Origin of the sequence: Paenibacillus sp. NPDC056579 (genome assembly GCF_042793215.1) — a bacterium.
GTDB lineage: Bacteria > Bacillota > Bacilli > Paenibacillales > NBRC-103111 > Paenibacillus_S.
Map to the genome: position 1 here is coordinate 76,127 of NZ_JBHTVD010000010.1, position 21,166 is coordinate 97,292.

The following is a 21,166-nucleotide window of genomic DNA, read 5'->3' on the forward strand; positions in this document are numbered from 1 at the left end:
GATCCGCCTCCCTACGATGTCATCGATTGAAGCTGTTGTTCATTTACCGGCAGCTCGTGCAATTGACGGAACAACTGGTTCAGCATCGCCAGCTGCGCTTCCTTCTGCTCCGGTTGAAGATCCAGCAAATCGTTCATCATCTTCTCTACGATGTTCCGGTATTTCTCTGCCTTGGCCAGGTTGAAATAGGACCATCCCGAGCGCAATCTTAGAAAATCCGCTGGGGTTACGGTCATTTCCTCCTCCACCGAGTAGGTGAGCTGAGCGTGAAGCCACTGAAGCTGAGGCGGAATGTTGAGTCGTGCGGATTCAGGCAGCCGCTTCACAATCCGCAGCGCATTGGAGCCGTACAGGTCCACCCACTCCTGCATCGTTTGCCCGTCCACCCCAGCGGCGATCCCATCCTGGATCATCTGCCGCTTCCAGTCTTCATACGATACGCCCTCCGGCCGTTCCCCGCCGCTAATGGTGATCTTGTCGGTAGAGCATGACGGATAAGCTTTCCCGCCGGACTGCTGCAATCTCCCGGCCACCAGATCGACCACCTTCTCCGCCATTTTGCGAAATCCGGTCAGCTTTCCTCCGGCAATCGTTATGAGCTGGCTGTCGGAGATGAAAATTTCATCCTTGCGCGACAGCTCGGAAGGGCCCTTGCCTTCTTCATAAATCAGCGGACGAAGTCCGGCCCAGTGGGATCGGATGTCACGCTCCGTCAGCTTCACAGCCGGAAACATCGCATTAACGGCCCGGATCAAATAATCGCGGTCCTCCTGCGTCATGCGCGGTTGATCTATCGAAGCCGAGTAGGCGGTATCCGTCGTGCCGATATAGGTGATATGCCCGCGCGGGATAACGAACACCATGCGGCCGTCCGGCGTATCGAAGTACGCTGCCTGATGAACCGGCAGCCGGTGGCTGTCGACGACAAGATGGACGCCTTTGGTCAGAAAGAGCCTCTTGCCCTTCAACGAACCGTCGATGCTGCGAATCTCGTCTGCCCATGGACCCGCGGCATTGACAATATGCTTGGCGCGAATCTCGTGATGACGGCCGCTGATCCGGTCATGGACGGTGACGCCGGCCGCTCTGCCGTTCTCATACACGAAATCCGTTACCTCTGTGTAGTTGATGGCCTTCGCCCCGCGCTGACAGGCTGTTTTCATGATGTCGAGCGTCAATCGGGCATCGTCCGTACGGTACTCGAAGTAGAGCCCTCCTCCCTTGAGACCGTCTTTTTTCAGCAGAGGCTCCAGCTCCATCGTCTGCTTCCGGCTCAGCATTTTGCGCCTTTCCTTCCGCGCAACGCCGGCCAGCCAATCGTAGACGTACAAGCCGATCGAAGTCGCCAAATATCCGTAGGTGCCTCCCTTATAGACGGGAAGCAGCATCGGAGCCGGAACGACGAGATGCGGAGCGTTTTTGTACAAAATCGCCCGTTCTCTTCCGACCTCCTGCACGAGCTTGACATCGCCTTGCTTCAAATACCTCAATCCGCCGTGAATCAGCTTGGTCGAACGGCTGCTTGTTCCGGATCCGAAGTCGTTCTTCTCCAGAACGCCTACTCTCATCCCGCGGGTTGCCGCATCCAATGCTATCCCCGCGCCGGTTATTCCGCCCCCGATCACCAGCAGATCCAACGGCGTCTCCTGCTCCATTGCCTTTAAAACCGTTTCCCGGCGTTTCGCCGAGAACGATGATTTCCCTTCCACTGGACTCGCCTCCAACACACTTTTTCATACAATTTGCTTGCAAAAAATAAAAACCTCCATGAAAAAGAACAACCGGGTATATTCCGGCTGCACTTTTCCAAAGAGGTTTCTCCATTTGTCTCATCCCGCTTTGAATCGCTGCAGTCATTTCATAATATTCAGTTGGCGAATGCATATGAGTCGGCATGTACGACTCCGTGACTATTCGAATATCACCACAATTGCGACGTGCCTGCCGATACCGCCAAGGCGCCGGCTCTGAGCGCTTCGTCAATCTCCTCTTGATTGCCCACCAGCCCTCCGGCAATAATCGGAAGCGGTGTCATATTCGTCATCTCTCTAACAATGCGGGGCATGATGCCCGGCATAACCTCTATCGCATCCGGCTGGCTCTGCTCTACCGCTTTGATGCCTCGCGCTACGGCGCTGCGGTCGATTAGAAATATGCGCTGGATGGCCATCAGCTGCAAATCCTTGGCTACCCGGATCAGATTGCTCTTGGTCGATATGATGCCCGTTGGTTTGACATTTTGGGCCATATAGGCAACCCCGCTCTTGTCGGGCGCTATTCCATCGATAAATTCCATGTGAAGAAACACATGCTTTCCTGCGCTTTTGACTCGATCCACCAGTTCTTTAATATTGAAAATGGAGCCGGTCAGCAAAAATACGATATTGACATCACTCTTCAATGCCAGCTCCAACTCTTCTTCTCTCTGGACGGCTGCGATAGTTTGATGTTCGACCAAATCGACGATCGGATACATACGTCCCCCCCTTTCAAAAGGTGACCCTATTATATCACGGATTATCTACAACCGGACGATTTCTTTAATGCTTGGCACGATATGTTTCGGAGGAGAAGGTGCGAGCGCCGCCATCTCTGCCGTAGCCACTCCGGTCAGCACCAGCACCGAAGCCATGCCTGCATCATTGCCCATTTTGATGTCCGTTTCCAGTCGATCGCCTATCATGAAGCACTCCTCGTATTTCAGCCCCAAATGCTCGACGGCGGCTTGCGCCGCAATAAGCGAAGGCTTGCCGACGACCAGATCGATCGCCTTGCCGGTCGCAGCTTCCAAAGCCGCGATGAACGTGCCCGTATCCGGAATTTGTCCGTTATCGAGCGGACAGGTGGCGTCCGGGTTGGAGGCTATGATTTTGGAGCCGCGAATGGCCGCCTGATACACAACATTCAGCTTATCGTAGGTGAATTGACGATCCCAGGAAAGCACGACGTAATCCGGGTTGCTGCTGTCCTCGGTCAGCTCGATTCCATGCTCCCTCAGCTCGTCGTAGATCGGCTCCTCGCCGATGACAAACACTTTATCTTCTTTGCTTACTCTCTTCTGCAAATACCTCGCAACGATCAGCGAAGAGTTCAGCACGTCCTCCACCGATGTAGGAATTCCCATCTTGGTCAGCTTATCGGCGTACGATTGTCTGGTTGCGATCGGCTTGTTGGACAAAAATACAACCTTGTCCCCGCGCTCCCGCAAAATCCTTATCGCCTCGGCCGCCCCATCGATCATTTTATCGCCCAAATAGACGGTTCCATCCAGATCAAATACATATCCTCTCATGTCGTTCTTCCTCGCTTTTAGTTCAAATACGCCGCCCTTACAGCCACGAATCCACCCGCATTACGATGAATCCAGGCTTAACAGACACAAGCTTCCGGAATATCCGTATAACACAAAAACCCCTATCCACAGTAAACACACCTCTCCTGACGAGAAAGGCATGATTACGGATAAGGGTTTCTCCATTTACTCGAACCTACCGTAGTTCAATGCATTGAATTGATATGAATTATAGAACTGAAAGCGCTATTTGTCAACGAAAAAAAATAACCGGTAATTATTCGGCGAGCAGCAGCTGCTCCGTACGGTCCACAATGGAGTCTTCTTTCGTAAAATCATGATTCGACAGCATGACGATCACTCTTCCGCTTGCCGGAAACTGCCTGAATTTGCACCAATAGCCCGGCAGCCAGCCGCCGTGCCCCCTGCTTCCATCGCCATAAATGGACAAGCCGTAGCCGTAATGTCTGCCCTGCTCAATGAAAGCGTGAGGAGTGAACATCCGGCTTAGCAGCGGCTCCGATAGCAGACTGCGCCCGGAATACAACGCCTGATCCAGCTTCAGCAAATCTGCAGCGGTAGATACCATATTTCCGGATGCTTTGAAATTCTCCAGCTCGTGATATCTTGCCTTCACGAGCATTCCATTCCCGTCCTGCGAGTAGCCGCTCGCCAAACCGCGCACAACCCGGTCGGACGCTCCGAACCCGGTGCCGCTCATTCCCAGAGGCTCCAGGATGCTGCGGCCAACAAACTGCTCGTAGCTCATCTCTGCGGCATGTTCAATCAGAAGCCCGAGCAGATTATAGCCGGTATTGCAGTACGACCAGCCTTCTCCAGGCTCAAAGCTTGACGGAACGTCCTGAATGAGCTCCAAAATATGCGCGTCCTTGTATAAAGTCCGCTCTGTGCCGTAAGCGTAGTCCGGCAGCTTCTCGAAGTCCGGAATGCCCGACGTATGGATTAACAAGTGATGGATGGTTATATTCCGGTTAAGCTGCGGGCCTAGCTCTATATAATCCCCAATGGGCCGGTCCACGTCGATCCGCTGCCGATCCGCAAGCATAAGCACCGCCAGGGCCGTGACGGGCTTCGTAATGGATGCAATATGAAACCGGGTATCGGGACGATTGGGCACGTCATGCTCGTAACTTGCCATACCGTAAGCTTTATGAAAAAGAACCTCACCGTGTTGAGCGACCAATATCGTACCGCTGTATTGCTGTTCCTGAGCGTAGGTATCAAAATGAGCTTCCAGCTTCGCTTCCCATCGCTTCATCGTCGGTAATTCCTCCTTGCAAAACGCCGGCCTTCGGACGGCGATCTAATGTCACATTGGTAAAGCTTGCAGCCCTCCCGTGACGGAAATAGATTCGGGGCACTCTTTTTCCGACAAGGCAAACCGTCTCATAATGAATCGTATGCGTCCAATCGGCCGCCTCATCGACAGAGATGCAATCACTATCACCGGCACCGTATAAAACAACCTCATCTCCCACTGCCGTTTCCGGGAGCCCTGTCACATCAACCATCGTTTGATCCATGCAAATCCGGCCGACGATAGGCGCTCTGCGGCCTCTAATCAACACATAGCCGCGATTCGAGAGCGATCTGGCATAGCCGTCCGCATAGCCGACGGGCAGGACGGCGATCACCGTCTCCCGGGCCGGGACAAACGTCCCCCCATAGCCGATAGGCTGATTGGGAGGAATCCGTTTCAGCGAGGAAACCGCCGTTTTAAGCTGCAGCGCCGCCGTCAGCGCAACAGCGTCGTTGTTGGCTGCTGCTAAAGGGTGCAGCCCGTACATTGCGATGCCGATGCGCACCATGTCCAGATGCATCCAAGGAAACCGCAGCGCCGCCGCACTATTGCAGCAATGCTTGATAGGGATGTGCAGCCCTTCCTGCTTGAGCCGAATAAGCAAATACGCGAATTTGGAAAATTGGGCATAAGTGCAAACAGCGTCCTCCGCATCGGCGTCGGCAAAGTGCGTGAAAATCCCCTCAAGCCGGATTCCTGGAGAAGCCGCCGCTTTCTGTGCCAGCCGGATCGTCTCCTCCGCGTCCGTCAATCCCAACCGAGACATCCCCGTGTCGAATTTGATATGGATCACGGCCGTCTCCTTGAGATTTTCCGCACAAGCTGCCAGTGAATCCAGCATGTCCTCGGAAAATACGGTCAGCGCGATTCGCTGTCTCACCGCTGCTTCCAGCGAACGAGGCGGGGTATGTCCCAGCACAAGGATCGGCTGTTCGATCCCGGCGTCACGAAGCTGCAGCGCCTCGTCAACGAAGGCAACCGCCAAATAATCCGCTCCGGCTTCCACGGCCGTTAAAGCAACCTCGACCGCACCGTGGCCGTACCCGTCCGCTTTGACGACCGCCATTAGACGGCATGAAGGCTGAAGATGCCGCTTCAGCCGGACGACATTCGAGTGGATCGCATCCAGCGACACCTCGGCTCGTGTATCCCGGTAACTATACATCTCCATGACTCCCTTATTTATGATCGTGCTGCAGCAAGCCGTTGTTGTTGCAGACTAAACGGCCTGCTCAACGGGAGCATAGTCGAACATGAGCGCTTGAGCAACCGCCTGGTGAGTAATCCTTCCGCCTGCGACGTTGACCCCGCTCCGCAATGCCGCATTGCTGGCGATCGCTTGCCCGACGCCGAGATTGGCCAATTGCACCGCATACGGAAGCGTCACATTGGTCAGCGCCAGCGTCGACGTAGCCGGTACGGCGCCCGGCATGTTTGCCACGGCGTAATGGAGCACGCCGTGCTTCAAATAGACGGGATCATCATGGGTCGATATGCGGTCGGCCGTTGCGACGATGCCTCCTTGATCGACAGCGATATCTACGATGACCGAGCCCGGAGCCATCGAGCGGACCATCGCTTCCGTTACCAGCTTCGGCGCTTTGGCGCCGGGAATCAATACCGCTCCGATCACCAGATCGGATTGCTCCACGGCTTGGGCAATATTGCCCGGATTGGACATTAACGTCTGGATGCGTGGTCCGAATACGTCATCCAAATAACGCAGCCGGTCAGCGCTCAGATCAATGACCGTAACGTCGGCGCCTAGGCCCACGGCGATTTTGGCCGCATTCATCCCTGCTACGCCGCCGCCGATAATCGTCACCTTCCCCCGCTTCACTCCGGGAACGCCTCCAAGGAGGAGACCCTTGCCGCCATAGCGCTTCTCCAGAAACTGTGCGCCGATCTGAACCGACATCCGCCCGGCAATCTCGCTCATCGGGACAAGCAGCGGCAGTATACCTCTCTGCTCCACCGTTTCATAAGCGATGGCGGTAACGCCCTGCTTCACCAGCTCACGGGCAAGCTCCGGATCGGCTGCCAGATGAAGATACGTGAACAGCACAAGGCCGCGCCGAAAATACCGGTATTCGTCCGCTATCGGCTCCTTCACCTTCATGATCATATCCGCAAATGCCCACACGTCCTCCGCCCGATCCGCGATTCGTGCTCCGGCAGCCGCATACTCCTCGTTGCTCAGTCCGCTGCTTGCCCCGGCACCGGTCTCCACCCATACCTCGTGGCCGTATTGTACCAGCTCTGCGACGCCTGCAGGGGTCAGCGCCACGCGGTTCTCGTTGTTCTTGATCTCCTTCGGAATGCCGATTCTCATTGCCCATCCTCCTTGATTTTCATGAAATGAAGCTCATGAGAGGATTATAAAAGGTTGGAGAACGGTTGGCTTTGTTGAAAATACAGAAAATACAGGCTCTCATTTGTTGGAAATCAACAAGAGGCTTCCATCAGCTTTTCCAGCTTCAAATCGAGATAAAGAGATACTTTTTGATCGACGTTCTTCAAGTCGACGTCTCCGATTTCCGCGATTCGCTTCAAGCGGTAATTTAACGTGTTGATATGAACGTGAAGCGCTTCCGCCGTATCCTTCAGGCTGCTGTCCAGATTGAGAAACACCTCGAGCGTGTCCAGCAAGCAGCCGTTATGCTCGCGATCGTATTGTCTCAGCTTCTGCAAAATGCGATTTTGCAGTCGGCGTGGCGGCTCCTTGTCGCTCAGCTGCAGCAGCAAATAACGGTACAATCCAAGCTCCTCGTAGGCGGATGCATCCCGGAGCGCTTCCGGAAACCGCTGCTTCAGCTGCAGCACAGCCAAGGCTTCCCGCCAAGCCGCTGCAACCAGCGTATAGTCGTCGTACTCGCTGCCGCTCGCTCCGTCATTCGGAGATACCCCGAACCGGTCCTCCATCTGTTTCATAAAATCTCGGATGAACCTGGCGTGGTCCTCCCGATCCGCTGCAAGCTTCGGATGCGCCGTCAGCATAATAAGCCGGGCGCCGTCCAGCACGTGCAAAATCACTTTGACGCGCTGTGTCGTTGTGATCATGTATTGAATGCGCTGATACATTTTTTCCGTAATGTCTTGTCCGAATTGGAATACGGTCACCTGATAACGGGGCGGAAGCGAAATGTTCAGCTGCTCCGCTTGTTCTTTAATAGCAGCAGGGGATTTCAAGTGTCCTATCAACAGCTGCCAAAACAAATTTTGCTGGCCTTCCTCTTCCTTGCGCTTTTGGATTTGCAGCTGCAGCATTTTATGTCTGGAAGCCAGCGCAGCCCTCTTCAGCAGCTCCAGCTCAAGCTCGTTCAATGGCCCCCGGTCCGCTTCTTCCATGACCCATATGTAACCGAGCACCTCATTGTGCTTGCGAATGGCTATGGCAATCCGTTGTCCGAGACCGACATCGTGAACCGCCCCGATCCGCACCGGCTCGTCGCTCGACATCAGCTTCTGAATGACGCCGTTGCGCCAAAGCGCGCCGATGACCTGCTCCGGAACCCGTCTGCCGATGATCGTGGCGATGCGCGCCGGGTCGGTGTGGGGACTGTGAGAGCTGTAAGCAATGAGCTGATGGTTGGCGTTCTCGATAGTGACGGGACATTGAAGCGCTTCACATATGGCGTCCGCCAGGGTGATGAAGCTGTCAAAATGTCTGTCGAACGGGTCTTTCTCAATCCGCATATTGTGGCTTACTCCCCGTGCTTGTAGGATAAAAATCATTCTTATTTTACGGTACGCTTGGTTTTATAAGCAATACTGAGTATTGGATCCTCTCACGGAAACCGTCCAAGAAGATCAAGCTAAACCCATACGCTTGTACAAGGGGAGGGAAATAGGTGTTGGATTCCGACCGCTGTTGAAGTCCGTGTTCCTTGTTTTTAAGATTAGAGCGGTTGGAACACAGACTTCAAAGGCGGACGCTGCCGCTTCTCCACCCCTCACCCATTCCCTCTTTTTTCTACGGCTTGCTCCCTTCGACATCCTTTACATGCTAACCCGTAGGGGTAGTTATGCTGTTGGTATTCCTGTATACCCGAACTGCTAATGTGGGGTTAGATAGTACCTCCGTTTCTGGAATGACGACGGAAAGGGATAAATGAAAGTAATGCACAGGAAAGATGTCACTCGTCAGAATCCCGCTATATCTTTGACCTAACTCATAGGGCGAATCCAATTCGTTAGTGCCTGTACATTCGGAGCATTGCTCAAGTTGGTTCGGACAATGGATCCGCTATTTCTCCAAAAATGGTGCTATTTGAATGGTGATCGGACAACAGATCCTTTATTTCGCGAAAATACACCTATTTTTCAGGTAAAAATAGCAAATAACGGAATCTCAGTCCGATCCCCCTCCAAAAACAGCATCATTTCTGGAAATAGCGGATCTCCTGTCCGATCTTTGTAGGAATGACTGGAGGAGAAGCATACCCCACCGAAGTATCTATCAAAAGTTTCCTCTGGCTTCTCAACAAGATCGTTAACCCGTAGGGTTCGCCGTTAAATCGAAACTCGGTTATCGGCAAAAAAAAGCCGCAAGCCCCGGACATAGCCATCCGAAGCATGCGGCTTCCTTTTATACAATATTGCTTAAGCTTGCGCTTCCTCCGCCTTATCGGACTCCGTAAAGCTGATGATGCTGTCGTCCACACCGGTTTCCGCCCCAAGATCCGGCTTGTCGTCCAATGTCACGACGGCCGCACAGGCTCCATGAAGCTCGAATACGACGATTTCATTCGTACCCTTTTTCAGCAAAGGACCCGGCACATAAAGCGCCTTTTGCGGCCCCCGTTCCCAATACCGGCCCAGGTTGAAGCCATTTACGAAGACAACACCTTTCTTCCATCCGTCCAGACGAATGAACGTGTCCGCCGTTTCCGATGCTTCGAACGTTCCTTGATAAAAGGCCGGTTCGTCCTTGTCGGGACGCGCTTCCGTCTCCTCATATTGCAGCTGGAGAGCGCCCTCGAGAGGCAAAGGATAAATTTCCCACCCGAACAAAAATTGATTGTCGAGACGGACTCCTTCCGTAATTCCTTTGTAGTCCTTCAACAATGGACCGTAGTTGATGCGGCCCATATTTTCCACCAAAATCGTCAAATCCGCGCCTTCCGTCGGAATATCCACGTGCAGCGGCTGAGGATTCCACCGTTCTACGGCGCCGATGTAGTCGCCATTCAAGAATACTTGCGCCCGGTCGTGCACCTCCTGCAGATGCAGCTCTTGTCCGCGGCGGGGTCCCGATACACGGGTCTTGTACACGATAAAACCGTAGTTTTGCCCTACCTTCTCCATCGGGTCGGGATTTACCCGGCTAATCGGAGCGGATACGGAATCCAGCTGCTCGAACAATCCGGCGCGGCGTGTTAACCGGACCTCGCCGTACCGTTTGCGCGGAATCGGCTCCGGCAGCGGCGTTTCCTCGATGTTCACATATCGGGACAGCACTTGTTTAACGGCTTCATACTTGAGCGTAATGTCGCCCCACTCGGTCAGAGGAGCATCATAATCGTAGCTCGTAATGGTAGGCTCGTACGTTTTGATATGGTTGGCGCCGTTGTAGAAGCCGAAGTTCGTGCCGCCGTGGAACATGTAGAAGTTGACGGATGCGTCGGCAGCCAGCATGTCGTCCAGTACAGCCGCTACGTCAGCCGCATCCCTTGTATGATGCTCCTCCATCCAGTGATCGAACCAGCCGTTCCAATATTCCATGCACATCAGCGGCTCGTCAGGCCGGTACTCCTTGAACTTGGCGAACGATTCCGCAGCGCGGGAGCCGAAATTGACTGTAGCCAGCACGCCAGGCAGCGTACCGCCCTGCAGCATCTGGTCCGTCGGGCCGTCGGATGTGAACAGCAGGCAGTCGATTCCTCGATTCACGAGGCCTTGGCGCAAATAATCGAGGTAGGCGCTGTCGTTGCCGTAGCTTCCATACTCGTTCTCGATCTGGACTGCAATGATCGGCCCGCCGTTTGTGCACAATAGCGGCTTCAGCTTGGGCAGGAGCGCATCATAGTAAGCGTCCACCTTACTTAAATAGAGCGGATCGATGCAGCGCAAACGCATGTCTGTATAGCCGAGCAGCCATGCAGGCAGTCCCCCGAACTCCCACTCTGCGCAAATATACGGGCTTGGCCGCACGATGACATGAAGTCCAAGCTCCCCCGCCAGTTGAACGAATCTCTCGATATCGGCAATGCCTTCGAAGCAGAATTGCCCTTCTGCCGGCTCATGAATGTTCCAAGCAACATAAGTCTCTACCGTGTTGAACCCGCATGCTTTTAGCTTCAACAAGCGGTCCTTCCAATATTCAGGCACTACGCGAAAATAATGGATAGCCCCGGAGACGATCCGAATCGGCTCTCCGTTCAGCCTAAATTGATTTCCGACAGCTTCAAACCGTACCGTCATATGCTCAACCCTCTCCTGATTTTGTTTTCATTGTAAGAAAAGCAGCGGAAAATCTGAATGACCAAACGTGTCGATTGTATAACCTTTTGTGCAATCCGTGAGAATGCGGTATAGTGAAGTCAAAATGTCATCAAGGAAAGGATGCGGCAGCGGATCATGGATCGGCAGTGGACATTCAAAAATTTCACCAATACGTTGCAGGTAAGCGGATGCCATTTCGGCATCAAGCCCCCGATGTGGTCGTATCCGAAGCACCATCATCACTTGATCGAATTGGTTTGCTGTCTGAGCGGTGAAGTGAAGCAGCAGATCGGGCAGGAAGTCGTGATTATGCGACAAGGAGACTGGCTCCTGGTGAAATCGGGCGTGAAGCACGAGACGATCAATGAGAGCGATGAGCCTTATGTATTTTTCAATCTTCATTTCGATCTGGACGATTCCGAAATGCGCAGGGCGCTAGGTGCGGAGTCTTATCAGTTCATTCCTGACCACCAAGCGGGAGGCAGCGAGCTGTCCTCCTACGTTAAGCAGCTTGAAGCGATTCTCGGCGGAAGTATCGCCGACGACCGTCTGCAAGGGATCCCCGCTGAGCAGCATGTCATCCTGGACGTGCAGCAGCGCCTTACGGTTCAGGCCACGATATTGCTGATCGTTGCGGAGATGGTTCGCCTCTTGAACGAGCGGCAAGTACTTGGTGCGGATCCCGGGCAGGACGCGACCCAATTCACCGCGGAGACCGCTCACCGGATGGAAGAGCTGCTGAGCGCGAATGTGTACTCCGATATTACCGTCAACGAAATGGCCAAGGCCATGAATATGAGCCGGTATCAGTGCTCTAAGGTATTTTCCCATATTTACGGCGTATCCCCGCGCCAATTTCTGAGCCAATTGAAGCTGAACGAAGCCAAGAAGCTGCTGGTCACGACGGACAAGTCGATTGCAGCGATAGCCGAGCTGCTCGGTTATCATTCGCCGACTCATTTCTCCCGGCAGTTCCGGCGTTGGACGGGACAGTCGCCGAACCATTTTCGCCCTAAGCATGCCATAGATCCGCCGCCCAAAAACGGTGAATGAGAAAAACGCTATCCTGTGTACCAAGCACGGGATAGCGTTTTTTACCGGAAAAAGCTTACTTATTATTCAGATGTATCGCGAGGAATTTCAAAAGCGCATTGTAAAAGTCGATCTTGTTAGAAAACTTGTGGAAGCCATGCCCTTCATCGTTTTTGACCATATAATGCGAATCGATGCCTCTGTTGCGAAGCGCCATGACCATTTGGTCCGATTCCTTCTTGTTCACCCTCGGGTCGTTCAAGCCCTGTGCGAAGAAGATCGGCGCTTGGATACGGTCTACGTTCATCAATGGAGAGCTTGCTTCCATCATTGCCTTATCCTTCTCGGGGTGTCCTACCCGCTCGTACATTACTTGACGGTCCGGCTCCCAATAGTCCGGCATGGAATCCAGGAACGTGAACATACTGGACGGCCCCATATAATCGACGGCGGCTGCATAAAGCTCCGGCGTGTACGTTGCGCCTGCCAAAGCAGCATAGCCCCCGTACGATGCCCCGTAAATGGCAATACGTTCTTTATCCGCTATCCCTTGCTTAATAAGCCATTGAACGCCATCGGTAATATCGTCCTGCATGGCGCGGCCCCATTGTTTATTGCCTGCGTTCATGAATGATTTGCCATACCCTGTCGATCCGCGGAAATTGACTTGCAGAACGGCGTAGCCGCGGTTTGCCAATAATTGTACTTCCGGATCATAGCCCCACGAATCCCGTGCCCACGGTCCGCCGTGAGGAAGAACGACGACCGGCAGGTTGGTTGTGCCCACCTTTTTAGGCATCGTCAAATATCCATGAATGGTGCGCCCGTCTCGGGAAGGATACGAAATCGGCTTCATGTCAGCCATTTGCTCTTCTTTGATCCATGGCTGCGGATCGGCGTATTTATCCATCACCTTGGTCTTACGGTTGTAATAGTAGTACGCTCCGGGCGATTTGTCGCTGTAGGTGCGGAAAAACACCTTGGTATCCGGCAGCGGATTGCCGACGATTCGGAACTGCTGTCCAGGAACCAGAGCGGCTATTTCTTGATTCAGCTTTTCAAACTCATCATCCATATAATGGTAGTAAATTTTGTCGGTTTCATACTCGACGGCCAATATCGCCTTCTTCTTGAATGAAACGACAATATTGGTAATGTCGGCGTCCGGATTCTCATAGATCGTTTCTACGATCGATTTGGTGTTGAACTGGTAAGCGACCAGCGCCAGCTTGTCCCGTCCTATATTCGACAACGCGTACAGCTGCGATTGATCGAACGAGAACATGACCGGAATAAAGGTATCGCCGAATGGAATCGTCATAAACGTCTCGAAAGGATCGGATTCGAACCGCCGGTACAGCATTTTCGTATCGGTACCCTCGGTAGCCATAGCCATTCTGACTTCACCGTACAAATCCGTCACCCATTGGGTAATATTGCCCGGATTTTCGGCGATCATCTTAGATTCCCCTGTAAGAATGTTCATCTCATAAACATCGGATGCCGTTGAGGATCGCTTGTTCATCGTAAACAGAATATAATCGGGTTTCTTTGTATACAGCTCCAAAATATCCGCTTTGACTTTCGGATACGGCGTTAGATCTATATCCTTCGTTCCGTCTTTTTGTATGGAATGGATATGATAATCCTCATCCCCGCCCGAGCTCGTCATATAAACGATCGTATTATTATCGTACCAAACGAAATCTTCAATGGACCTATCCTTGCTATTGGTAATGCGAACGGCCTTTGAAATGTCCTCGCCTAATGTATACACAAAAATCTCATTCTGATTATTCTCGGACTTCAGCAGCGCATAAGTAACTCCGTTAGGAGAAACCTGCGCACTCCCTACATCGGATTTGCGGAAGAAATCTTCGATCGGGATTTGGCCGGTCTCCAATTCACCTATCATAATGGCCCGGTACAAGAATAGCGCCAGTTGAGCGCGAGTCACTTTATTCTTCGGCATGAATTCGACTTGATTCGTAAGAAAAAATTGCTTCAAGCGGATAATATCCTGGAAGTGGCTGTCGCCCATGGCCGCTTCATCTTTAAACCATACGTTAATCCCGTTATCTTTCAATTGGAAGGCTCTTACCAGCAAGCTGGCCATCTGTTCACGGGTTAACGACGCATCAGGCGAGAACTTCCCCTGGTCGCCCTGGACGATTTTTTTCTCAGCCAGAACGTTAATAGCTGACGCATACTCACTGGTCTCAGGGACATCGACGAAGCCTTTCAATGATGCAGGCTTGCCGAGCTTCAACGCCCTGCTGAGCCAAAGGGCCGTCACGCCTCTCGTTACTTCTTCGTCCGGCTTAAAGGTACCGTCCTCCGCGCCTTGTAAAATCCCCCGTTGCGATAATACCGCGATTTCCTTGCTGGCATAATGATCTTTGGGCACATCCTTATACCCTTGTACAGCTTCATTCAAGGAGACAGCGCTTGCAAAGCTGGCAGTCGAGAAAATAAAGCAAAATACAAGCATCATGATTAAGGCTTTGGACACTTGACGGTTCATCAGAACGTCTCCTTTTTTTGATAAAATTAGCAACAATGCATTAAATATACACTAGAGTCTATTAGTCGTAAATACACATGTAAACAAATAAAATAGTTCGCTAGACTCAGCACTCCAGCTGCAAAAACTAGTTGCATTTACAACGATTCCGCTACTATACTAATTAGTGGCATATGCAACTAATTTTCCTGGGGGAGGAACGGGATGGTCGATCAAAAGTATACGATTCCCCGATGGGTATCTCTGCTTTACCGGTACGGGCAAATGTACATCGGCGACCGGCTGAAGCATCTGGATATCGGCCGCGGGCAGCATATTTTTTTGAATACATTGTACAGAGAAGACGGTTTAAGCCAGGAGGAGCTTTCCAGCTACCTCAAAATCGATAAAGGCACCACGGCCAAAGCGCTTAAAAAGCTGGAGGAGCAAGGCTATGTCACCCGTCAAGTCCGCGATGAGGACAAGCGGTCCTACCGGATTTTTTTGACAGAAAAAGCGCTCCTGATTAAGGACGAGGTCAGAGCGGTTCTCGCCGACTGGCGGACCAAGGTTACGGAAGGCTTGTCGGAGGAAGAGAAGCAGATGGCATTAACCGTATTGGAAAAAATGGGAACCAATGCAGCCCAGCTGTACGAAGAAACCATGAAGGGCAGCAAGGAAACAACATAACAAGCAGGAAGGTGACTCACTTGGGCATTAAAGCTTGGGGCGAGCGGATGGTTGACAATCATTTTCACGCTCTGACCCATCCCAATTACCGTTATTTCTGGACAGGACAATGCGTCTCCCTGATAGGGACTTGGATGCAAAATATCGGTCAGTCTTGGCTCGTATTAACGTTAACCGGATCCCCGTTATTATTGGGGCTTGTCGGAACGATTCAGTTTTTGCCTATTACATGCTTTTCATTATTTGCAGGGACGCTCATCGATAAATTTCCGAAGAAAAACATTTTGATCGTCACCCAGACGATATCCATGCTGTTGGCGCTGCTGTTATCGCTAATGGTGTTTACCGACACGATTAAATATGAGTATATTCTTGTCTTCGCTCTCATTCTCGGGTTAACGAACACGTTTGATTTGCCTACCAGGCAATCGTTCAATATCGAAATTGTAGGCAAGGAGGACTTGATGAACGCCATTGCGTTGAATTCTATGACGTTCAATCTTGCTAGAATATTAGGCCCTTCGATCGGGGCCGCCATGATGGCTCTGCTCGGTCCGGGATGGTGCTTCCTGCTGAACGGGATCAGCTTCTTGGCCGTTTTGTACGGATTGACGCGTATCAAGACGACCCCGTACGTGAGAGCCAAGAAAAAGGACGTCAGCATCTTTAAGGAAATCAAGGACGGGATGGTATACATAGCGAGGGATAACGTTCTGGCCTTGACCCTGCTGCTGGTTACGATTATCGGTACGTTCGCGTTTAATTTCAGCGTCCTGATCCCCGTATTTACCAAAGGGGTGCTGCAAATGGATGAACGAACCTACGGCCTGCTGATGTCTTGTCTGGGAGTCGGCTCATTAATCGGGGCGCTGACCGTGTCGCTTCGCAGCAAAAAAGGCCCCAACATGAAGGTGATCGTTGTGGCCTCGATGATGATTTCGCTGTTTCTGTTCTTGATCGGGTTGACGAAATCGTCTTACTTAGCCGGGCTGTTTCTTGCTTGTACCGGGATTTTTAACATTTTGTTCTCGACCAACTGCAACTCCACCCTGCAAATTCATTCCAAGGATGAATACCGCGCCAGGGTCATGAGCGTTTACTCGCTCGTGTTCGCCGGATCCGCCCCTGTCGGCAATTTGTTCGCCGGCTTTATAGCGGACCGGTTCGGCGCGGACGGCGCTTATCTCGCATGCGGCCTCATGTGCTTCGTGCCCTGTGTCCTTATCCTGATTTTGTTTCGAAAAAGAAAAGCCGTCTCCGAGGGACAGGCGGCCATGTAAACCATGCAAGGAAAAGCCCGGGAACGTTATTGGTTCCCGGGCTATTTTGTTGAATGAAACCGAAGGATTCAAAGGAAATCAAATATTGATTGTATAATCCGTGAGGTATGCCCTTCCAGCCCGGCTTACTTAGATCGGACAGGAGATCCGTTATTTCCTGAAATGATGCTGCTTTGGGAGCGTGATCGGACCGAGAGTCCGTTATTAGCTACTTTTACCCGGAAAAATTGTGTTTTTTCACGAAATAAAGGATCTGTAGTCCGATCACCCTTCAAAAAGAACCGCTTTGGGTAAAATAACGGATCTACGGTCCGTACCAACTTGAGCAACATTCCCCGACGGCGGGCATTAACACATTGGAATCACCTATGAAATAAAACATACGTGCAGTTGTCTCCCGACGAGGACAACCTATCCGAAACCATGTTCAGTTGCCTCAATTGCCGTCTATTAGTGGATTACATGACGCTTTTGCGGATGACAAAATCTTCCGCCATCATCGTCCATATAGCCGGATCTTCCATGCCGAGCCGCCAGAGCGCTATGCCGCGGATGCCGAGCTGATGGGCGGTTTCCATTTTGGCGCGGATGCTTTGCTCATTCTCGAACCAAACCTCGTGCTGGTTACCCGACTCATCGGTGTAGGCGAACATAGGAGTTTGCGTCTTCTCGTCGAAGATGACCTCCTTGTTATACTTTTGGGCCAAATCCATCGCCATCTGGTAGGTCGCATACGTATTCCGTTTGGTCGTCAAATTGAAATCGAAGCCGAACACGGAGACAGCGGCGGTTATTTTGCTGGCCGGCATCTTCATCAACGCGTAGCCGACCACCTCTTTCATCCAGCCGATGGAAACGACCGGCCCCGGACCGCTTCCCGGCCAGCCGTGCTCATTATAGAGCATCAGCACCAGCTCATCGACGACGCTGCCGAGCACAGAATAATTGAACGGAGCGGAAAACGGATTGGTCGGCTGATCCGAGGTTCTGGAGGGCACGGCCACCGAATAATAATATCCCCTTTCCTTCAGCGCCCTCCCGAGCTCGCGGTAAAACATGGACAGCAGCTCCCGGTCCTCATAGCGGACATCCTCAAAGTCGATATCGACCCCATCGAACTGGTAAGCTTCAATCAGCTTAATGACATTCGAAATGAACTCGGCCCTTGTAGCGTTGCTGGCGAGCATGCCGTGGATAACCTCTTTATTCGCGTTCTGATTTCCCCGTTCATACAACAGATTGTGGACCGTTGCCAGCATTTTGACATTGTGACGATGGCCGAAATCCACCACACTGCGCATATATTCGTCGGTAAAGGTGGAAGGAAACTTCTCGATTTGTACCGGATCGGCCCTTAAAATACGGAAATGAAACATCCCGACATTCGACAGCTGCGCCGTATTCTTGGTAAATACATCATACGAGCTTGGCAGCGTCGGGCCTTCCTCCTCCGTATAGTAACCGAGCACTTCCTCTACGGGACGCGCTCCGTCATGCGGCATGAGCGTCACCGTTTCTCTCGCCATCCAACCGAGTCTGCCGTTGTGAATACGCACTTGGATCCAATCCCCGACAATCCCCGTCACCGGCAGCCGGGCTCCTTTATCCATTTGGGCCAGCACAGGAGCCTGCACACTGGCATACTGGTGGACATTGGCTGTATCAGACTTGACGATGACCTCCGTATAAATCGGGATTCGCAGCTTTTGCCCGATCTGCAGCTCCGTTGACGACAGTCCATTAAGCAGCATGATTGCTTCCACCGTTGTGCTGAACTGTTTTGCTATCGTATAAAGCGTATCTTTTGCTTTGACAGTGTATATGACAGGACCGGATACAGGGACCGATATGACCTGACCGACACTAAGCGACGGGGATGTGAGCCGGTTCGCCTTCATCAAGGCATCCACCGTAACTCCGAACCGCCGGGCAATCGAATACAAGGAATCTCCTTGCTGTACGACATAAGTAATCACTTGGCTTTTCTCCTTTGTGAAGCATATTCCTTATATGCTATTCATCGCGCCCAAAGGTTGGGATACTTTTTAGCTAAAATCTTAGGATTATGCTCATTATCCTAGGATCATGCATCCTAAACCAACACAAAAGCTAGTACAATTAAATCGTTAACCAATTGGTACATGCGGAGGATAAGGAAAATGACAGAACAAGAAAGAATGCAATGGTTCCGGGACGCCAAGCTTGGACTGTTCATCCATTGGGGTCCATATTCATTGCTGGGGCGGTGTGAATGGGCGTTCCGGCTGGACGGCTACAAGGTCAAGGAGTACGAAAAAGTTGCCGAAGGCTTCACAGGCGATGGATTCGACGCGGATCAGTGGTGCGCCATGGCTGTGAAAGCTGGCATGAAATATATCGTGTTGACCGCACGGCATCATGACGGGTATTGCCTTTTTGACAGCAAGGTCAGCCCCTTCACATCGGTTAAAGGGACGCCGAAGCGCGACTTTATCCGCGAATACACGGATGCCGCACGGCGCGCGGGACTGAAGGTCGGCCTATACTATTCGCTGGTCGACTGGAGATACAAGGGAGCCTGGGATCATGACCGGTATCCGGAATCAGTGGCTGCAATGGTACAGCAAGCCCACGATCAGGTCCGCGAGCTGATGACCGACTACGGCCGCATCGATTTGCTCTGGTATGACGGGGCGCAGGTGACGACCTGGGAATGGAAGGAACACGAGGATATCGCCGAGTTCTGGAGAGCCCGTGAGCTGAACGCCATGGTTCGCGGGCTGCAGCCGCACATTGTCATCAACAACCGCTCCGGCACGGTCGAAGATTATGTAACGCCGGAACGAAAAATTGAAGCCTCCAAAGAAGGCCTCCCTTGGGAAAGCTGCTTAAGCATATGCCCGCTCAGCTGGAGCTATGTGCCGGACAGTCCTAACCGGAAAACTGCAGCCGCTATACTCCGGGATCTGATCGAGATCGCCGCCGGAGGCGGAAATTTGCTGCTGAATACCGGACCGAAGCCGGACGGCTCCATGAATGAAACCGAGATCGGCAGCATCCTCGAAGCAGGCGATTGGGTCAAGCGGAATGCGGAGATGGTGTACCATGCGAGACGTAGCCCGCTTAACGAATTCGGTCCACACGGACCGAACGGCTGCCTCGGCAGATGGATCGGCTCCGACGATCCGCGGGTGCACTACTTGGCTGCCATCGGATGGAGCGGCCGCGAGTTTTGGAGCGTCCGAATCGAGGGTAAGGTCGAGTCGGTAACGATAGTCGGAAGCGGCGAATCCGTCGCTTATCGTCAGGAAGGCTTCGGAAGGCTCATCCTGCAGGATTTGCCGGACATGCCGAGCGAGCCTCATTTTACAGTGTTCAAGGTAACGTTCGCCGAGCCGCCTAAGGCGCAGCGGGAATACTCCCGCGCGGAGTGGATCGAGAGCGATTTATAAGTATGACGTGCAGCAGCAGCCTCTTGCCCGGGCTATTAATAACCGGGAAGAAGCTGCTGCTTTCTGCTTCTATCGTCTATCCTTTGTGATCTTCCACGTTATGTGCAATGCGGACCATGTGGCCGTTCAGATCCCTGAATGTAAACTCTCTAACTCCCCAAGGCTTCGTTTCGATGTCCTTTACGATATCGACACCTTGGCTTTTATAATATGAGTACACCTCGTCCGCGTTATGGACAAACCAGTAGAATGCTGCAGGCGAAATGACGTCCTGCCGGTCGAGATGAAGCTCGATTCCTCCGCACGATACCGCTCCGTAACCGTCCTCGTCCCAAATCCATGCAACCTCAAAGCCGAGCACGTCGGTATAATACCGGACCGATTCTTGAAAATTGCTGACCGGTAATATAGGAATTTGGCATTGACCATACTTTTGCATCACAGCTTTGCACCTCTTCTCAACCATAGTGTGGATTCTTGCTTATTCTGCAGTACGAAGGGGAACTCCTTCAAAAAGAGGAAATAAGTTCATGTTTTTACAACAATGAAAAAAGCACCTGATTCCCGCCAATGCTGCCATTAGCTCGAGATCAGGCGCTTCCCGCTGAAGCTTTATAAAGTCAATGCGGAGTCATACTTGCCCGGAAATCCGCTTCTCCATACTTTGTACCCTAGCCCTACATAAGCTAATCCCCATAACAGAGTGAACCATTGGCTTAATGCCGGAATGAAGCCCAGAATCGGCCAGACTAGGAGCAAAATGCTGGCCCATAGCGGCAGCTGCCGTGCTTTTATGGAGACGACGGAAAATAAAATGATCCCTGCCAGCATGGTCACTTCATTAATTATTGGCAGTATCGTCACCCCATCGACAGGCTGCGCGTTCAACATGGTGCTCCAGACGAGGCAGCCGGTGATCATATTGCTGAACGATAGGAGCAGGCAGCCGACCAAGCCGACAACCCCCGTCCGGATGGTCTGGTATAAGTAAAGGCCAAGCGATCCGACAGCCATCAAATAGCAGGCTATGAGACCCGCCCACAGCTCAGGCATGCTATTGCTTCCCCAAATGAATGCGAACGGAGCCATAAGCATTCTGGAAATTCCGCTAATGACGGCAATCAAGCCGAGACTGGCCGTAACCTTTTCCAAGGTCATGAAGCGATCACCCTT

The 21,166-nt window shown here is 52.2% G+C and carries 16 protein-coding genes; 4 read left to right on the forward strand and 12 right to left on the reverse strand.

What is annotated here, in order from left to right; genetic code table 11:
- Positions 1–11: 11 nt before the first annotated feature.
- The 8 genes from ACFQ88_RS30225 to ACFQ88_RS30260 form a co-directional block, all read right to left on the reverse strand.
- The gene (locus ACFQ88_RS30225) at positions 12–1,709 is read right to left on the reverse strand and encodes a glycerol-3-phosphate dehydrogenase/oxidase (protein ID WP_379460165.1); all 1,698 of its coding nucleotides are present in this window, start codon (positions 1,707–1,709) and stop codon (positions 12–14) included.
- Positions 1,710–1,921: 212 nt separating this feature from the next.
- Positions 1,922–2,476 (reverse strand): glycerol-3-phosphate responsive antiterminator, encoded by a 555-nt coding sequence (locus ACFQ88_RS30230; protein WP_239634225.1) that lies wholly within the window; start codon positions 2,474–2,476, stop codon positions 1,922–1,924.
- Between the two features lie 45 nt (positions 2,477–2,521).
- Positions 2,522–3,292: an HAD-IIA family hydrolase gene (locus ACFQ88_RS30235; RefSeq protein ID WP_379460168.1), complete on the reverse strand. Its 771-nt coding sequence runs from the start codon at positions 3,290–3,292 to the stop codon at positions 2,522–2,524.
- A 277-nt stretch (positions 3,293–3,569) separates the two neighbouring features.
- A complete protein-coding gene (locus ACFQ88_RS30240) occupies positions 3,570–4,571 on the reverse strand; it encodes a serine hydrolase domain-containing protein (protein ID WP_379460170.1) in 1,002 nt (333 codons plus the stop codon).
- Complete coding sequence (alr, locus tag ACFQ88_RS30245) at positions 4,534–5,778, reverse strand: alanine racemase (RefSeq protein WP_379460172.1); 1,245 nt, start codon at positions 5,776–5,778, stop codon at positions 4,534–4,536. The genes ACFQ88_RS30240 and alr overlap by 38 nt, the downstream gene beginning before the upstream one ends.
- Positions 5,779–5,832: 54 nt before the next feature.
- On the reverse strand, positions 5,833–6,945 hold the full coding sequence (ald, locus tag ACFQ88_RS30250) for an alanine dehydrogenase (protein WP_379460195.1): 1,113 nt from the start codon (positions 6,943–6,945) through the stop codon (positions 5,833–5,835).
- A gap of 113 nt (positions 6,946–7,058) precedes the next feature.
- Positions 7,059–8,309 (reverse strand): PucR family transcriptional regulator, encoded by a 1,251-nt coding sequence (locus ACFQ88_RS30255; RefSeq protein ID WP_379460197.1) that lies wholly within the window; start codon positions 8,307–8,309, stop codon positions 7,059–7,061.
- Positions 8,310–9,215: 906 nt separating this feature from the next.
- A complete protein-coding gene (locus ACFQ88_RS30260; protein WP_379460199.1) occupies positions 9,216–11,036 on the reverse strand; it encodes a glycoside hydrolase family 35 protein in 1,821 nt (606 codons plus the stop codon).
- Between the two features lie 156 nt (positions 11,037–11,192).
- Between ACFQ88_RS30260 and ACFQ88_RS30265 the strand changes: the two genes are divergently transcribed.
- Positions 11,193–12,110 carry a helix-turn-helix domain-containing protein gene (locus ACFQ88_RS30265; RefSeq protein ID WP_379460201.1) on the forward strand — a complete coding sequence of 306 codons (918 nt, stop codon included), beginning with the start codon at positions 11,193–11,195 and terminating at the stop codon, positions 12,108–12,110.
- Positions 12,111–12,165: 55 nt separating this feature from the next.
- On the opposite strand, the gene ACFQ88_RS30270 is transcribed toward ACFQ88_RS30265, so the two are convergent.
- Positions 12,166–14,613 carry a S9 family peptidase gene (locus ACFQ88_RS30270; RefSeq protein ID WP_379460203.1) on the reverse strand — a complete coding sequence of 816 codons (2,448 nt, stop codon included), beginning with the start codon at positions 14,611–14,613 and terminating at the stop codon, positions 12,166–12,168.
- Positions 14,614–14,817: 204 nt separating this feature from the next.
- On the opposite strand from ACFQ88_RS30270, the gene ACFQ88_RS30275 reads away from it, so the two are divergent.
- Positions 14,818–15,282, forward strand: a complete 465-nt coding sequence (locus tag ACFQ88_RS30275) for a MarR family winged helix-turn-helix transcriptional regulator (RefSeq protein WP_239634216.1) — start codon at positions 14,818–14,820, stop codon at positions 15,280–15,282.
- Positions 15,283–15,302: 20 nt separating this feature from the next.
- On the forward strand, positions 15,303–16,562 hold the full coding sequence (locus ACFQ88_RS30280; RefSeq protein WP_379460205.1) for an MFS transporter: 1,260 nt from the start codon (positions 15,303–15,305) through the stop codon (positions 16,560–16,562).
- 458 nt (positions 16,563–17,020) lie between these two features.
- Here ACFQ88_RS30280 and ACFQ88_RS30285 read toward each other — a convergent pair whose 3' ends face one another.
- Positions 17,021–18,538: a LysM peptidoglycan-binding domain-containing protein gene (locus ACFQ88_RS30285; RefSeq protein ID WP_379460207.1), complete on the reverse strand. Its 1,518-nt coding sequence runs from the start codon at positions 18,536–18,538 to the stop codon at positions 17,021–17,023.
- A 165-nt stretch (positions 18,539–18,703) separates the two neighbouring features.
- Here ACFQ88_RS30285 and ACFQ88_RS30290 point away from each other — a divergent pair, with 165 nt between their 5' ends.
- Positions 18,704–19,993, forward strand: coding sequence for an alpha-L-fucosidase (locus ACFQ88_RS30290; protein ID WP_379460209.1), 1,290 nt, complete (start codon positions 18,704–18,706; stop codon positions 19,991–19,993).
- Positions 19,994–20,069: 76 nt separating this feature from the next.
- Here the strand turns inward: ACFQ88_RS30290 and ACFQ88_RS30295 are convergent, their stop codons facing one another.
- On the reverse strand, positions 20,070–20,432 hold the full coding sequence (locus tag ACFQ88_RS30295) for a bleomycin resistance protein (RefSeq protein WP_379460461.1): 363 nt from the start codon (positions 20,430–20,432) through the stop codon (positions 20,070–20,072).
- A 173-nt stretch (positions 20,433–20,605) separates the two neighbouring features.
- Positions 20,606–21,151: a hypothetical protein gene (locus ACFQ88_RS30300; protein ID WP_379460211.1), complete on the reverse strand. Its 546-nt coding sequence runs from the start codon at positions 21,149–21,151 to the stop codon at positions 20,606–20,608.
- Positions 21,152–21,166: the final 15 nt, after the last annotated feature.

Coding starts and splice junctions, on each gene's coding strand:
- ACFQ88_RS30300 (WP_379460211.1), bottom strand. CDS start 21,151: ATGACCTTGGAAAAGGTTACGGCCAGTCTCGGCTTGATTGCCGTCATT.
- ACFQ88_RS30265 (WP_379460201.1), top strand. CDS start 11,193: ATGGATCGGCAGTGGACATTCAAAAATTTCACCAATACGTTGCAGGTA.
- ACFQ88_RS30270 (WP_379460203.1), bottom strand. CDS start 14,613: ATGAACCGTCAAGTGTCCAAAGCCTTAATCATGATGCTTGTATTTTGC.
- ACFQ88_RS30235 (WP_379460168.1), bottom strand. CDS start 3,292: ATGAGAGGATATGTATTTGATCTGGATGGAACCGTCTATTTGGGCGAT.
- ACFQ88_RS30295 (WP_379460461.1), bottom strand. CDS start 20,432: ATGCAAAAGTATGGTCAATGCCAAATTCCTATATTACCGGTCAGCAAT.
- ACFQ88_RS30290 (WP_379460209.1), top strand. CDS start 18,704: ATGCGGAGGATAAGGAAAATGACAGAACAAGAAAGAATGCAATGGTTC.
- ACFQ88_RS30240 (WP_379460170.1), bottom strand. CDS start 4,571: ATGAAGCGATGGGAAGCGAAGCTGGAAGCTCATTTTGATACCTACGCT.
- ACFQ88_RS30260 (WP_379460199.1), bottom strand. CDS start 11,036: ATGACGGTACGGTTTGAAGCTGTCGGAAATCAATTTAGGCTGAACGGA.
- ACFQ88_RS30275 (WP_239634216.1), top strand. CDS start 14,818: ATGGTCGATCAAAAGTATACGATTCCCCGATGGGTATCTCTGCTTTAC.
- ACFQ88_RS30230 (WP_239634225.1), bottom strand. CDS start 2,476: ATGTATCCGATCGTCGATTTGGTCGAACATCAAACTATCGCAGCCGTC.
- ald (WP_379460195.1), bottom strand. CDS start 6,945: ATGAGAATCGGCATTCCGAAGGAGATCAAGAACAACGAGAACCGCGTG.
- ACFQ88_RS30255 (WP_379460197.1), bottom strand. CDS start 8,309: ATGCGGATTGAGAAAGACCCGTTCGACAGACATTTTGACAGCTTCATC.
- alr (WP_379460172.1), bottom strand. CDS start 5,778: ATGTATAGTTACCGGGATACACGAGCCGAGGTGTCGCTGGATGCGATC.